The organism is Streptomyces sp. NPDC049687, from assembly GCF_044465285.1.
Taxonomy (GTDB): domain Bacteria; phylum Actinomycetota; class Actinomycetes; order Streptomycetales; family Streptomycetaceae; genus Streptomyces.
In genome coordinates this window covers 95,841-109,095 of sequence record NZ_JBITLN010000003.1, presented here as the reverse complement: position 1 = coordinate 109,095, position 13,255 = coordinate 95,841, and the positions used below count along the sequence as shown (strand labels likewise).

At 73.1% G+C, this 13,255-nt stretch carries 15 protein-coding genes; 8 read left to right on the top strand and 7 right to left on the bottom strand.

Annotated features, from left to right (window positions below):
* Nucleotides 1-150 precede the first annotated feature (150 nt).
* On the top strand, nt 151-3,216 hold the full coding sequence (locus ACIBVL_RS10520; RefSeq protein WP_399095174.1) for a BTAD domain-containing putative transcriptional regulator: 3,066 nt from the start codon (nt 151-153) through the stop codon (nt 3,214-3,216).
* On the opposite strand, the gene ACIBVL_RS10515 is transcribed toward ACIBVL_RS10520, so the two are convergent.
* Nucleotides 3,217-4,935 (bottom strand): bifunctional 3'-5' exonuclease/DNA polymerase, encoded by a 1,719-nt coding sequence (locus tag ACIBVL_RS10515; RefSeq protein ID WP_399095171.1) that lies wholly within the window; start codon nt 4,933-4,935, stop codon nt 3,217-3,219.
* A 46-nt stretch (nt 4,936-4,981) separates the two neighbouring features.
* Nucleotides 4,982-5,713 carry a Clp protease N-terminal domain-containing protein gene (locus tag ACIBVL_RS10510; protein WP_399095168.1) on the bottom strand — a complete coding sequence of 244 codons (732 nt, stop codon included), beginning with the start codon at nt 5,711-5,713 and terminating at the stop codon, nt 4,982-4,984.
* 91 nt (nt 5,714-5,804) lie between these two features.
* Here ACIBVL_RS10510 and ACIBVL_RS10505 point away from each other — a divergent pair, with 91 nt between their 5' ends.
* Nucleotides 5,805-6,917 carry a DUF2786 domain-containing protein gene (locus ACIBVL_RS10505; RefSeq protein ID WP_399095165.1) on the top strand — a complete coding sequence of 371 codons (1,113 nt, stop codon included), beginning with the start codon at nt 5,805-5,807 and terminating at the stop codon, nt 6,915-6,917.
* Between the two features lie 6 nt (nt 6,918-6,923).
* Here the strand turns inward: ACIBVL_RS10505 and ACIBVL_RS10500 are convergent, their stop codons facing one another.
* From ACIBVL_RS10500 to rpmB, 4 genes are all read right to left on the bottom strand, one after another.
* Nucleotides 6,924-7,448, bottom strand: coding sequence for a DUF4232 domain-containing protein (locus ACIBVL_RS10500; protein WP_399095162.1), 525 nt, complete (start codon nt 7,446-7,448; stop codon nt 6,924-6,926).
* Between the two features lie 96 nt (nt 7,449-7,544).
* Nucleotides 7,545-8,066: a hypothetical protein gene (locus tag ACIBVL_RS10495; protein ID WP_399095159.1), complete on the bottom strand. Its 522-nt coding sequence runs from the start codon at nt 8,064-8,066 to the stop codon at nt 7,545-7,547.
* 105 nt (nt 8,067-8,171) lie between these two features.
* Nucleotides 8,172-8,477: a 30S ribosomal protein S14 gene (rpsN, locus tag ACIBVL_RS10490; RefSeq protein WP_399095156.1), complete on the bottom strand. Its 306-nt coding sequence runs from the start codon at nt 8,475-8,477 to the stop codon at nt 8,172-8,174.
* A complete protein-coding gene (rpmB, locus tag ACIBVL_RS10485; RefSeq protein WP_399095153.1) occupies nt 8,477-8,713 on the bottom strand; it encodes a 50S ribosomal protein L28 in 237 nt (78 codons plus the stop codon). Before rpmB ends, rpsN begins: the two co-directional genes overlap by 1 nt.
* A 62-nt stretch (nt 8,714-8,775) precedes the next feature.
* On the opposite strand from rpmB, the gene rpmG reads away from it, so the two are divergent.
* From rpmG to ACIBVL_RS10460, 5 genes are all read left to right on the top strand, one after another.
* A complete protein-coding gene (gene rpmG, locus ACIBVL_RS10480; protein WP_037717627.1) occupies nt 8,776-8,940 on the top strand; it encodes a 50S ribosomal protein L33 in 165 nt (54 codons plus the stop codon).
* A 2-nt stretch (nt 8,941-8,942) separates the two neighbouring features.
* The gene (locus ACIBVL_RS10475) at nt 8,943-9,206 is read left to right on the top strand and encodes a type B 50S ribosomal protein L31 (protein ID WP_399095148.1); all 264 of its coding nucleotides are present in this window, start codon (nt 8,943-8,945) and stop codon (nt 9,204-9,206) included.
* The gene (locus ACIBVL_RS10470) at nt 9,203-10,387 is read left to right on the top strand and encodes a CobW family GTP-binding protein (RefSeq protein ID WP_399095145.1); all 1,185 of its coding nucleotides are present in this window, start codon (nt 9,203-9,205) and stop codon (nt 10,385-10,387) included. The genes ACIBVL_RS10475 and ACIBVL_RS10470 overlap by 4 nt, the downstream gene beginning before the upstream one ends.
* Nucleotides 10,388-10,391: 4 nt before the next feature.
* The gene (rpsR, locus tag ACIBVL_RS10465) at nt 10,392-10,625 is read left to right on the top strand and encodes a 30S ribosomal protein S18 (RefSeq protein ID WP_399095142.1); all 234 of its coding nucleotides are present in this window, start codon (nt 10,392-10,394) and stop codon (nt 10,623-10,625) included.
* 595 nt (nt 10,626-11,220) lie between these two features.
* Entirely contained in the window at nt 11,221-11,439 is a 219-nt protein-coding gene (locus tag ACIBVL_RS10460; RefSeq protein WP_052183895.1) for a DUF397 domain-containing protein, read from the top strand.
* 115 nt (nt 11,440-11,554) lie between these two features.
* Here ACIBVL_RS10460 and ACIBVL_RS10455 read toward each other — a convergent pair whose 3' ends face one another.
* Nucleotides 11,555-12,052: an ATP-binding protein gene (locus ACIBVL_RS10455; protein ID WP_399095139.1), complete on the bottom strand. Its 498-nt coding sequence runs from the start codon at nt 12,050-12,052 to the stop codon at nt 11,555-11,557.
* Nucleotides 12,053-12,405: 353 nt separating this feature from the next.
* Between ACIBVL_RS10455 and ACIBVL_RS10450 the strand changes: the two genes are divergently transcribed.
* Entirely contained in the window at nt 12,406-13,230 is an 825-nt protein-coding gene (locus ACIBVL_RS10450) for a helix-turn-helix domain-containing protein (RefSeq protein WP_399097168.1), read from the top strand.
* Nucleotides 13,231-13,255 lie beyond the last annotated feature (25 nt).

Genomic DNA, 13,255 nt, shown 5'->3' with positions numbered 1-13,255 from the left:
GCAACGGCAGCCGTTTGCAACGGGAACCGTCAGGGACAGGGTGGCGGAACACCACCGCGTCGAGGGCGGCATGCAGCCACGGCGACGGGGGTACCCGCCGTGCGGCGCGATCCGCGTCGAGCGGCGCGCGGGAAGGCGATGGTCGGCGTGATGCGGCGGTACGAGCTGCGGTTCGGACTGCTGGGGCCACCGGTCCTGTACACCGCCCAGGCCCCCCACGGGACCGGCGTCCCGTACGAGACCATCCGCAGCCCGAAGGTACGGGCCCTGCTCGCCGCCCTTCTCCTCGACGCGGGCCGGATCGTGCCCGTCGAGTCGCTGAAGGAGGCGCTGTGGGGCGGCGCGCCTCCGGCGTCCGCGCAGGCCTCCCTGCACAACCACGTGACCCGGCTGCGCCGACTGCTCGACGACCCGGAACGGCTGCGGGCCGTGCCGCCCGGCTACCAGTTCCGGATCGAGCAGGGCGAGCTCGACGTCCATGTCTTCGAACGGCACGTCGCCGCCGCGCGCGGGGCGCACGCAGCCCGCAACTGGGAGCGCGTCGTACGCGAGTGCGCGGGGGCGCTCGTGCTGTGGCGTGGCACCCCGCTCAGCGGCCTCCCCGCCGACCTGGGCGGCTACGCCTTCGTACGGCGCCTGTGCGAGGCCCGGCTGCTCCTGCTGGAGTGGCGCTACGACGCCGAACTCGCCCTCGGCGGCGGCCGGACGGCCCGGATCGTCCCGGAGCTGACCGCCCTGGCCGCCGGCCATCCGCTGCGCGAGGCGTACCACCGCCAGCTGATGCTCGCCCTGCACCGCACCGGCCGCCAGGCCGAGGCCCTCGCCGTCCACCGCGACCTGCGCACCCGCCTGATCGAGGAACTCGGTGTCGAACCGGGCCCGGCGGTCCGCGAGGCCCATGTGGAGGTGCTGCGGGGGGCGGCCGGGGACCCCACCGGACACGGGGAGGAGCCGAGCGGCGTCGACGGCACCCATGCCTACGACGGCACCCATGCCTACGACGGCACCCATGCCTACGACGGCTCCGACGCCCACGACGGCTCCGATGCCGGAGGTCCGACGGCCTCCGCCCTCGGTCCCGCCCAACTCCCCCCTTCTCCCGCCCACTTCACCGGCCGTGACGACACCCTGCGTCGGCTCGGCGCCCTGCTCGCGGTCCCGCCGGGAGACGGCGTCACCCCCCTCGCCGTCATCAGCGGCATGGCCGGCGTCGGCAAGAGCGCCCTCGCGCTGCACGTGGCCCACATCCTGAGGGAACGTTTCACCAGCGGTCAGCTCTACCTCAACCTGCATGGCGCCACCCCCGGCATGACCCCCCTCTCCGCGGCCCAGGCCCTCGCCGCCCTGCTCCGCGACCTCGGCACCGAACCCCGGCACATCCCCGAACACCCGGACGCGGCCGCCGCGCTGCTCCGCACCCTCCTCGCCCCCACCCGCACCCTCCTCGTCCTGGACGACGCCGCGACCGCCGCCCAGATCCGCCCCCTCCTCCCGGCCGGCCCCGGCTGTGCGGTGATCGTCACCAGCCGCTCCCCGCTCACCGCCCTGGACGGCGCCCACCGCTTCCCCCTCGCCCCCCTCTCCGGCGAGGACAGCGCCGGCCTCCTGCGTGCCGTCTCCGGCCGCGAGGGCCTCGACGCGACCCACCCGCTCGTCGAGCTCACCGGCCGCCTCCCGCTCGCCCTCCGTGTCGTCGCCGCGCGCCTCGCCGCCCGCCGGGCCCTCACCCCGGACGCGCTCGCCGGTCAACTGGCCGCCACCCAAGGCCGGTTGAACCACCTCGAATACGACGACCTGAGCGTCCGCCGCTCCCTCGCCGTCGCCCACGACGCGCTCGCCGCCTCCGCACGCGAGGCCGACCGGGACGCGGCTCTCGCCCTGCGCCGCATCGGCGCCCTCGACCTGCCCACGTACGGCGCACCCCTGCTGGCCCGGCTCACCGGCACCGACGAGCGCCGCGCCGAGGCCGCCCTCGACCGGCTCGTCGACGTGGCACTCCTGGAGGAGACCGCCTACGGCCGCTACGCCCCCCACGACCTCGTCCGCGACTTCGCCCGTGAACTCGCGTCGCGGGAGGAGGGGACGGGGGCCGTGCTCGGGACCGCCCTCCACTGGTACGCCGCCGTCGCCGAACGCGTTCTGACCGCCGTCGTCGAACCCGGCCTCGACCAGGACGACCGCCGCCGCCCCACCGCCACCCAGCCGCCCGCCCACGCGGCCCATGTCGCGGACGTACCGCCCTTCCCCGGCCCCGAGGAGGCCTTCGCCTGGGCCGACGCGGAGCTGGGGAACATCGTCGCCCTGGTGGAGGGCCGTACCGGGGACGCCGAGGCGCCCCTCGTCGCCACCCTGCTGCGTCTCCTCTTCCCCTACCTGCAGCGCCGGGGCCGCATCGCCGAGACGGAGGTGCTGGGGCGGGCAGCGCTGCGCACGGCGCGGCGCCTCGGGGACGAGTCGGCGGAGGCGTACGCGCTGGGCGACCTGGCCGGGCTGCACTTCCTGACCGGCCGACAGAAGGAAGCGCTCGCCCTCAACGACCGCGCCCTGACCATCTGGCGGCGGCTCGACCGGCTCTCCTGGATCCGCCGCTGCATGAACAACCGCGGTCTGCTGCTGGAGAGCCTCGGCCGGTACGAGGAGTCCGGCGCCGCCCTGCGCCGGAGCCTGGAGTACTCGCGCCGGCTGAACGACCCGCACGGCGAGGCCATCACCCACAGCCACCTCGGCAACCTCTACGAGCACACCGACCCGCGCGCCGCCATCGAACAGCACCGGCTGTCGCTGGCCATCGGGGAGGAGACCGGCGCCGTGATCGTGCGGCACTCGGCGCACTGCAACATCGGCTACGCCCATCTCGCCCTCGGCGAACCGGCCGCCGCCCTGGCGCACTTCGAGGAGAACCTGCGCATCCTGGGCGGCCACGGCGACTGGCACGGCGAGTCACAGACCCGCCTGGGGCTCGTCCGTGCCCTGCGGCTCCTGGGTCGTACCGGACCCGCCGCGGGGGAGTGCGCCGAGCTGCTGCGCCGCGCCGACGCCCGCGCCGACCGCTACACGGGCGGCCTGGCCCGGCACCAGCACGGTCTCCTGCTGCACGAGCGGGGACGCAGGGAGCAGGCGTACGAGGAGTGGCGGGCGGCCCTCGACGCGTTGGACGGGACGGACGAGAAGGCGGTCGTGGCGGAACTCGGGGAGCTGCTCGGTGGGTTGGGGTGATCACTTGGCGTCGGCATAGCACTCCACCACCGCCGTCGTGAACGGAAACCGCACCGGCGTCTCCCCGAACGTCAGCCGCCCCGCCAGATCGGCCGCCTCCCGGATCGCGGCGACGACCGTCTCCGCCTCCTCCTCGGGACAGTGCACGATCACCTCGTCGTGCTGGAAGAAGACCAGCTCGGCCGCCAGGTCCGCGCAGGTGCGCCGCAGCGCTGCGAGCAGCAGCAGGGCCCAGTCGGCGGCGCTGCCCTGGACGACGAAGTTGCGGGCGAAGCGGCCACGGGCGCGGGCGTTGGAGGAGGCGTAACCGGGCACCCACTGCCCCCGGCCGTCCTCGGCCGCCTCGCCCTCGGCCGGACCGGCGGGGTCGACCGGGATGCCCGCCTCCTCCGTCCCCGCGTCGCCGGCGCCGGCCGCCGGCGGGCAGGTCCGCCCCAGCCAGGTCCGTACGAGCCGGCCCTCCTCGCCGGCCTTGGCCGCCTCGTCGACGTAGGCCACCGCGCGCGGGAAGCGGCGGCGGAGCGCGGCGAGGTTCTTCAGGCCGTCGCCGGAGGTCTGGCCGTAGACCGCGCCGAGCACGGCGAGCTTGGCCTGGTCGCGGTTGCCGGAGAAGGCGCGGTCGGAGACGGACTGGTAGAGGTCGCTCTGCCGGCCGGCCACCTCCATCAGGCCGGGGTCGCGGGAGATCGCCGCCAGGACGCGCGGCTCCATCTGGTCGGCGTCGGCGACGACCAGCCGCCAGCCGGGGTCGGCGACCACGGCCCGCCGGATGACCTTGGGGATCTGCAGGGCGCCGCCGCCGTTGGTCACCCAGCGTCCGGTGACCGTGCCGTGCGCCAGGAACTCGGGGCGGAAGCGGCCCTCACGCACCCAGTCCTGGAGCCAGGACCAGCCGTGGGCGACCCAGACGCGGTACAGCTTCTTGTACTCGATCAGCGGTTTCACGGCCGGATGGTCGAGGGAGGCGAGCTCCCAGCGGCGGGTCGATTTCACGCGGATCCCGGCCTGGGCGAACGCCTTGATCACGTCGGCGGGCAGATCGGGGCGGACCCGGCGTCCGAAGGCGGCGGACACCTCGTCGGCCAGCTCGGCCAGCCGGCGCGGCTCGCCGCCGCCCGCGTACCGCTCGCCGAGCAGGTCGTGCAGGACCGCGCGGTGCACCTCCGCGCTCCAGGGCAGCCCCGCGCGGTTCATCTCGGCGGCCACCAGCATCCCCGCCGACTCGGCCGCCGTCAGCAGCCGCATCCGGTCGGGGTGCTCGGCCCGCGCGTGCCGCCGCTGCTGCTCGGCGTAGACCTCGGCGAGGGCGGTCAGGGGTAGGGGGCTGGACTGGACGGACCGGGGTTCGAAGAGGGAGGACTGCGCGCCGGGCACGGCGGAGCGCTGCGGCGGGTCCGGCGGGACGGGGCCGCCGCGCAGCCGGGCCAGGGCGGCGGCCGCCGAACGGGGTTCCCCGTACCGGCCCTCGTGGCCCAGGAGGAGGGTCTCGGCGTCCTCGACGTCGTAGCACCGCTCGACTCGCACCCCCGTGGCGAGCAGGCGCGGATACACCTCGGCCGTGGAACGCCAGACCCACCGGGTGACGTCGGGCCGCTCGCGCACGGCCCGCGCCAGGTCCGCCTCCCGCAGCACCGGACCGGCGGGCAGCCCGTCCGGACCGAGGGGGGCGAGCTCGGCGCCACCGTCCTCGGCCGGAGCGAGAACCCATCGGTCGGTCATGCCGCGAGTGTCGCAGGGGGGTCTGACAGTGGGGCCGTCCGCGGCCTCAGCCCTGCTCCTCGAACTGCACCTTGATCCTGTCGAGGGCCGCGGTGATGTTCTCCTCGACCGCCGGCTTGGTGATGCCGAGACCCGACAGCACACCCTCGCCGTTCTCGAACTCCAGGAGGGCGAGCAGGATGTGCTCGGTGCCGATGTAGTTGTGGCCGAGGCGGAGCGCCTCGCGGAAGGTGAGCTCCAGAACCTTCTTGGCGTCCGAGCCGTACGGGACGAGTTCCGGGACCTCGTCGGCGGCGGCCGGGAGTGCGGCGGTGGCGGCCTGGCGCACGGCGTCCAGGAGGACGTCCTGCGCGGTGATCGCCTTGGCGGCCAGGCCCTCGGGTTCCGCCAGCAGGCCGAGGACGAGGTGCTCGGGGCGGCCCTCGGTGTTGCGGGCGGCGATGGCCTCGTTGTGGGCGGCCATCACGACGTTGCGGGCGCGCGGGGTGTAGCGGCTGAAGCCCTGGCTCGGGTCGAGGTCGGCCGACTCCTTCGGCACGAACCGCTTCTGCGCGGCCTGCCGCGTGACCCCCATGCTCTTGCCGATGTCCGTCCAGGAGGCGCCGGAGCGGCGGGCCTGGTCCACGAAGTGCCCGATCAGATGGTCGGCCACCTCGCCGAGGTGATCGGCGGCGATCACCGCGTCCTGGAGCTGGTCGAGGGGCTCGGGATGAACCTTCTTGATGGCCGCGATGAGTTCGTCGAGCCGTACGGATGACGTGATGTGGGAGTTCGTCATGTGTCAACCGTAGGTTGACAGTCAAGGGGTGTCAACCTCGGGTTGTCAGTCTCCGTCGTCCGTCCGCACGCGCGCGTGACACGATCGACCGGTGAGCAGCACCGTTGACACCGCCTTCCAGGCCGCCCTCTACGACACCGCCGACACCGCCCTCGACGCGGGCGCCTCCCTCCTCGCCACCGACCCCTCTGCGGACGCCGAACTCGCGCGCCGGGGTGCGGAGTTCGTCGCGGCGGCCTGGCGGCGCGGCTGGCAGCCCGCCGATGTCGTACGGGTCGTGCGGCGCGATCTGGACGACGCGCACGCGCGCGTGCTGGCCGCCCTGATCCGGACGCAGGCGCCCGACGACAAGCCGCGCGGCCCCCGCTGGGCGGCCCAGCTGGCCGACCTGCCCACCGGGACCCCGCCGCGCACCGACCGCTTCTCGCACGCCACCACGGTCCTGGAGCTCTACCGGCTGCTGCTGCGCCTGCCGGCCCTGGAGCCCCTCCAGGAGCCGCACAAGCATCGGCCGGGCCCTCGCTCCGACTCCCGCATGCTCACCCGTATCCGCGCGCTGCTCGCCAAGGCGGAGGCGACCGGGTATCCGGAGGAGGCGGAGGCGCTCACCGGGAAGGCGCAGGAGCTGATGGCCCGGCACAGCGTCGACGAGGCCCTGCTCGACGCGCAGGCCCCGGACCCGGACGCGCCCGGCGCCTGCCGGATCGGCGTGGAGCCGCCGTACGAGCAGGCCAAGGCGGTACTGCTGGACGCGGTCGCCGACGCCAACCACTGCAAGGCCGTGTGGAACGAACCCTTCGGCTTCTCCACCGTCGTCGGCTTCGAGGCCGACCTGGAGGCGGTGGAACTGCTCTACACCTCGCTCCTGGTGCAGGCGCAGTCGGCCATGGCGAAGGCGGAGGCCGCCCAGCGCGCCGGCGGGCGCAAGCGGACCAAGACCTTCCGGCAGTCCTTCCTCGCCGCCTACGCCCACCGCATCGGCAGCCGTCTCGGCGAGGTCGCGGCCGCCGCCGGGACCCAGGTGGCCGACGACCTGCTCCCCGTCCTCGCCACCCGCGAGGTCGCGGTCTCGGCGGCCACCGACCGGATGTTCCCGGAGACGGTCACCACCCGGCTGCGCGGGATCACCGACGAGGCGGGCTGGACCGAGGGCGCCGAGGCCGCCGACCGCGCGCAGATGCGGTCCCGGCCCCGGCTCCCGTGACATGCCTCAGTCGCCCGCCTGCTGGAAGGCGCTCACCGTCGCGTCCGGCTCGGCCTCGCTCTTCAGCGCGACATCGCCGTACGACCACGCGAAGCTCTCGGTCTTCGAGGACCCCGGCAGGACGTACTTCACCGTCTTGGCGGCGAAGCTCTTCTCACCGCTCTCGCCCCGGACGTAGGTGATCGTGAAGCTGACCGTGCCCTGCTCCGGGACGGTCAGCTTCTGCGCCTGCACGCCTGCGGTCCGGCGCAGGGTCGAGGAGGTGCTGCCGGCGTACAGGTCGACGGCGGGGAAGCCGTCCAGGGTGCACTCGGCGCCCTTGTTGGTCAGCGTGACGGTGACATTGCCGGTGTCCCCCGCGGTGGGGGCGGCGTCGACCGGGCCGATCTCCTGGCCCAGGTCGCCCAGGGCGCAGGCGGAACCGGCGGCCTTGCTCTCGTCACCGCCGGAGCCGCTGTCGTCGCCGCCGGAGCAGGCGGTGAGGAGAAGGGCCGCGGCGAGGGCGGTGACGGTGATCGGAACGGCGCGCATGAGTGGTCCCCTGAGGTTCGTGACGGTGCTCGAAGGATCATCACGCACGCGCGTGGCGCATCGTCGCGCGCCCCCACCCGTGCCGGTGCCCCCGCGTCACGACCCCAGCCCCGCCGTCGGCAGCCCCGACGGCAGCCGGCCGCCCTCCGCCCTGGTGTAGGTCTCCTTGCCGGCCGCGCCCGTCCAGGTGACGTTCATGGAGTCGCCCTCGAGGGAGTCGACCATGCCGGTCGTGCGGTCCTTCGAGCCGGTCACGCACTTGAGGTGGATCATCTCCATGCCCGCCTCCTCGCCGGCGGTCCCGCTGCACACGGTCCCGCCCGTGGCGAAGAGGGCGGCCTGCTTCCCGGTGATGACCAGCGCGACGGCCTTGCCGTCCGCCGTGGCCAGCCAGCTGCCCTCCAGCCCGCTGGACGCCGAGGTCGTGGCCCCGCCCGTGCCTCCGGAGACCGAGCTCGGCGTCCCGGCGGACGCGGACGGAACGGCCCCGGAGCCGTCGTCGGAGCCGCCGCTGCCGCCGCACCCGGTCAGCGCGAGCGCGCCCGTCAGCGCCGCGGTCACGGCCACGGCCCGCACCGGCCGACGGGACGCGCCGCGCGAGTGGATCGCCGAAGTCACTGCATGCTCCCGATAGCCAGAGGGGAAGGACCGCGCAGCAAGCTACCAGCACGCCTCAGCAGAACCCTGGGTGCGGCCTGTGACCTCCGAGCACGGGCCTGTGAGCTACCAGGACGACTTCCGCACCCCTGGCAGACACCCCGCGTGCGCCAGCTCGCGCAGGTTCACCCGGGACAGCCCGAACGCCCGGAAGCAACCGCGCGGCCGCCCGTCCACCTGGTCGCGGTTGCGCACGCGCGTGGCGCTCGCGTCCCTCGGCTGCCCGCGCAGCTCACACTGGGCGGCGAGCCGTTCCGCCTCCGTCGACGAGGGGCGCCGGATGATCTCCTTCAGCTCGGCCCGTCGCCCGGCGTACCGGGCGACGACCTCCCGTCGCTGCTCGTTCTTCGCGATCTTGCTCTTCTTCGCCATCAGACCCGCGCCCCCCTCGCCCGGACGCGGGCCACGGCCGCCTCGACGCCGATCGCGTCCACGGTCCTGATCCCCTTCGCGCTCAGCCGCAGCCGTACGTACCGGCCCTCGCTCGGCAGCCAGTAGCGCTTGGACTGGATGTTCGGGTCGAAGCGGCGGGGGGTCCGCCGGTGGGAGTGGGAGATGCGGTTGCCGAATCCGGGCCGGGCCCCGGTCAGCATGCAGTGCGCGGACATGGGTGACGTACCTCTCTCTGTCAGCTATCGCTAATGGAATTCATTTTCAGTAAGATACCAGCATGGCACGCAACGAACTCCGCCCGGTCGTCAAACTCCGCTCCACGGCCGGGACCGGCTTCACGTACGTCACCCGCAAGAACCGCCGCAACGACCCGGACCGTATGACCCTCCGGAAGTACGACCCGGTCGCCGGCCGCCACGTCGACTTCCGAGAGGAGCGCTGATCATGCGCGAGGGAATCCACCCGGCCTACGGCCCGGTCGTCTTCCGCGACCGTGCCGCGAACCACACCTTCCTCACCCGCTCCACGCTGTCCGCCACGGCGAGCGAGAAGACGATCCAGTGGGAGGACGGCCACACCTACCCGGTCGTGGACGTCGAGATCTCGAACGTCAGCCACCCCTTCTACACCGGCACCGCCCGCGTCCTGGACACCGCCGGCCGCGTCGAGCGCTTCGAGCGCCGGTACGGGAAGCGGGGCGGGGCGTGAGCCTGTCCGTCGTGATCGTCGGCGGGCTGCACGCCGACGCCCGCCGGGCGACCGTCGCGCGCCTGCTCGCCGACGTCCCCGGCGGGGTCGTACTCCACCACGACCTGGCGACGGCCGCGGCCGGCACCGTCGTCCGCACGGTCCGCGACGCCGGTGGAATCCTCTCCGCCGGCGAGGCGCCCCTGGTCCACGACTGCGCCTGCTGCGCCCTGCGCGAGGACCTGGTGCCCGAGCTGCGCCGCCTCGCCGAGGACGGCACCACCCGGCTCGCGGTCGTCGAGCTGTGGGACTCCGTCGAGCCCAAGGCCATGACCGAGGTGGTGGTGGCCGGCGGCCTCACCGTCACCGGAGTCCTCACGGCCGTGGACCCGGCGCTGCTCCTGCCGTACCTCGGTAACGGCGACGACCTCGCCGACGCCGGACTCGCCGCGGCCGCCACGGACCGGCGGACCGTCGCCGACACCTTCGCACGGCAGCTGGAGTACGCCCCCGTCCTCGCCGTCCTCGACTCGGAGGAGGCCGACGACGAGGACCGCGAGCTGCTCGCACAGCTCCATCCGACGGCCCGCCGGGTCCCTGTCGGGGGCGGCGACCCCGCGGCGGACCCGGCGGGCGCATTCGCACGTGCAGACGCAAGCGCGCCGTCGGAGCTGGCGGCCGCCGCCCTCGCCGGGTTCGACGCGGAGGCGGCGGCCGCCGCGCAGCACCCCGCCTGTGCCCTGCTCCCCGCCGAGGCCGATGCCCACGGAGTCGCCACCCTCGTGTGGCACCGCGACCGCCCCTTCCATCCGGAGCGGCTGTACGCGGCGCTGGAGGATCTGACCTGCGCGGCGGCCCGCAGCCGGGGCCGGTTCTGGCTCGCCGACAAGCCCGACGCGCTGCTCCACTGGGACGCGGCGGGCGGCGCCCTGTGCGTCGAGTCGGCGGGCCCCTGGCTGGCCTCGCTGCCCGACGCGGCCTGGGACCTGGTACCGCCGGTGCGCCGGGCCGCCGCCGCACTGGACTGGCACCCCGAGCACGGAGACCGCTGCCAGCACCTGGTCTTCACGTCTCCCGGGCTCGACCGCGACGGGCTCGAACGGCTGCTGGAGTCCTGTCTGCTCACCGACGCCGAGTACGCCGCCGGCCGCGACGCCTGGAAGCGGCTGCCGCCCGCCTTCGACACCCTCCTGGAGGTCTGACCCCGTGCCCCGCAAGACCGACCGCAAGCCCGTCGGGTCCCGTCCCAATCCGCTCGACCAGGCGGGCATCACCTCTGTCGACTACAAGGACACCGAGACCCTGCGGAAGTTCCTCTCCGACCGGGGCAGGATCCGCGGCCGCCGCGTCACCCGGGTCTCCGCCCAGCAGCAGCGTCAGCTGTCCCGGGCGATCAAGAACGCCCGTGAGATGGCCCTGCTGCCGTACGGCAGTCGCTGAGCCGACGGCTTCGGCGGCCGTACGAGTGAACCCGGTCCGGTCGTCCGCCCGGGCTGGACGGGATCCCGTCCGCTGATCGGCCCGACGGCCGACATCCCGCACTCGCCGCGGTCCATCCCGCTTCGCCCCCGCGTACGATCCCCTCGGTCGTGCACGGGGGCGAGCGTGTGTCGCGCGCCCGGCCCGACTGGTCAGGACCTGTTCCGCAGCCTGCGCCCGGAGCCCGCGGAACCCCCACGTCCGGAGGTACGTCCACCGGGGGGAGAGGACGCCGGGCGTCCGCCTTCCGGGACCGTCCCGAACGGAGGGAAACGGCCGGTGGTGCCGTGCCGGTGGAACATGACGGCCACGCCAGGCGTCTGTTCCTAGTGCATGAGTGGTTTCGATCTGTACTACTTCGCCGGGCGGACAAAGCAGGCGCAACGCTGTAACCGCGCAACCACCCGGCGTGCACGTGCATCTGCTCATGCAACTGCACATGAACGGGGCTATGATCCGGATTGACCACGGCACCAATGGCCACACGAGCCAGTGCACCACCAGGGAGCGACCTGTGGACCACCACGTTGACGGGGGGCACGACGTGTACAACGGCATGACGGCCACACAGCTGTACGGGGTTGCCTGGCAGAAGAGCCGGCACAGCAACTCACAGGGTTCGTGCGTGGAGTTCGCGCGGCTGCCCGGCGGAGACGTGGCGGTGCGCAACTCGCGCTTCCCCGACGGCCCCGCGCTCGTCTACACGCGGGCCGAGATCGAGGCCATGCTGCTGGGCATCAAGGACGGCGAGTTCGACCATCTGATCGCGAGCTGACCCGGCCGTCGCGCGCGCAACCCCGGCGGAGGGACGGGGATGCCCTGTGGACAAAACGCCGCGAATACCGCCACAACGCGCGTAGAACCGCGGCACCACAAGGGGCCGCGGTTCGTCATTCGGCGGGTGTGTGCAACCGGAACAGCGCCCACACGACCTTGCCGCCGAGGCTGCCCGAGAGCGGGTGCCAGCCCCAGCCGTCGGCGAAGGAGTCGACGAGGAACAGGCCCCGGCCCGACTCCGCCGAGAAGTCCTCGCTCTCACGGGGCAGCGGGCTGTCGTGGCTGGGATCGCGCACCGCGCACACCAGCCGCTCGGTCCACCGCATCAGATGCAGCCGCACGGCCGGAACCTGCGTACAGGGGAGCGCGTCGGGGGTCAGTCCGTGCCGCAGGGCGTTGGTCACCAGTTCGGAGACGACGAGACAGACGTCGTCGAAGCGGTCGCCCACGTCCCACTGGCCGAGGGTTCTTCTCGTGAACTGCCGGGCCTCGCGCACGGCTTCCAGGCGGGCGGGAAGGGCGCAGGACGCGGCGTTGGACACGGCCGCTGGATCAAGCGGCGGAAGGCCCTGCCTTAACGGCTCGAGCATGGTCGATCCATTCGTCCCCATGCGAGGCACTCCCGGGATTCGCGGTCGTTGCGATGCAGCGGTGGCGCGAGACCATGGTTTCCGATGCGCACGGCGGATGCAAGGGCAGATGCACGTGCACGTGACCGAAATGGACCTTCCCGTACCGCTTCTTGGCCATTTTTTCCGCCATCTTCTCGTCGTTCAGGGGCCGTTCCCTTGCTTTCTCCTCACCCTTCCCTTCGGGCGCTCCGTGCGTATCCTTTGGCTTCTTTCCATCTCTGTAATCGGACGAGTACTGCTCGAAGTGTTTTAGTGGCAGACTGCGGGGCCTGTGGAAGGTTGGGGAGGCTGGCAAGGTGAGCGCGGGAGAGCCCGGATCGGTGGTGCGGCGGATGCTGCTCGGCTCGCAACTTCGGCGACTGCGTGAGGCGCGCGGCATCACGCGGGAAGCGGCGGGATACCACATCCGAGCATCGGAGTCGAAGATCAGCCGGATGGAACTCGGCCGGGTGAGCTTCAAGACCCGGGACGTGGAGGACCTGCTGACGCTGTACGGCATCACGGACGACGCCGAGCGCCAGGCCCTGATCGGACTCGCCCGCGAGGCCAACGTGGCGGGCTGGTGGCACAGTTACTCGGACGTCCTGCCCAACTGGTTCCCCACCTACGTCGGCCTGGAGGGCGCCGCCTCGCTGATCCGCGTCTACGAGGTGCAGTTCGTGCACGGCCTGCTGCAGACCGAGGCGTACGCCCACGCGGTCGTCGCCCGGGGCATGAAGGGCGCGAGCGCGGCCGACATCGACCGGCGGGTGGCGCTGCGCCTGGAGCGGCAGAAGTACCTCGTCGCCGAGAACGCCCCCGACTTCCACATCGTCCTCGACGAGGCCGCGCTGCGCCGGCCCTACGGAGACCGCGCGGTGATGCGCGGACAGCTGCAGCACCTGATCGAGATCTCCGAGCGGCCCAACGTGCGGCTGCAGATCATGCCGTTCAGCTTCGGCGGGCACTCCGGCGAGTCCGGCGCCTTCACCATCCTGAGCTTCCCGGACGCCGACCTGCAGGACGTCGTCTATCTGGAGCAGCTCACCAGCGCCCTCTACCTGGACAAGCGCGAGGACGTCGCCCAGTACGAACAGGCGCTCAAGGAGCTCCAGCAGGAGAGCCCCGGACCCGACGAGAGCCGGGACCTGCTGCGGGGGCTGCTCCAGTTGTCGTAGGGCCTGTTCCCGGCCCGTTCCGGGG

Coding starts and splice junctions, on each gene's coding strand:
- ACIBVL_RS10455 (WP_399095139.1), bottom strand. CDS start 12,052: ATGGGGACGAATGGATCGACCATGCTCGAGCCGTTAAGGCAGGGCCTT.
- ACIBVL_RS10450 (WP_399097168.1), top strand. CDS start 12,406: ATGCTGCTCGGCTCGCAACTTCGGCGACTGCGTGAGGCGCGCGGCATC.
- ACIBVL_RS10460 (WP_052183895.1), top strand. CDS start 11,221: ATGACGGCCACACAGCTGTACGGGGTTGCCTGGCAGAAGAGCCGGCAC.
- rpsN (WP_399095156.1), bottom strand. CDS start 8,477: ATGGCGAAGAAGAGCAAGATCGCGAAGAACGAGCAGCGACGGGAGGTC.
- ACIBVL_RS10475 (WP_399095148.1), top strand. CDS start 8,943: ATGCGCGAGGGAATCCACCCGGCCTACGGCCCGGTCGTCTTCCGCGAC.
- ACIBVL_RS10500 (WP_399095162.1), bottom strand. CDS start 7,448: ATGCGCGCCGTTCCGATCACCGTCACCGCCCTCGCCGCGGCCCTTCTC.
- ACIBVL_RS10520 (WP_399095174.1), top strand. CDS start 151: ATGCGGCGGTACGAGCTGCGGTTCGGACTGCTGGGGCCACCGGTCCTG.
- rpmG (WP_037717627.1), top strand. CDS start 8,776: ATGGCACGCAACGAACTCCGCCCGGTCGTCAAACTCCGCTCCACGGCC.
- ACIBVL_RS10510 (WP_399095168.1), bottom strand. CDS start 5,713: ATGACGAACTCCCACATCACGTCATCCGTACGGCTCGACGAACTCATC.
- ACIBVL_RS10515 (WP_399095171.1), bottom strand. CDS start 4,935: ATGACCGACCGATGGGTTCTCGCTCCGGCCGAGGACGGTGGCGCCGAG.
- rpmB (WP_399095153.1), bottom strand. CDS start 8,713: ATGTCCGCGCACTGCATGCTGACCGGGGCCCGGCCCGGATTCGGCAAC.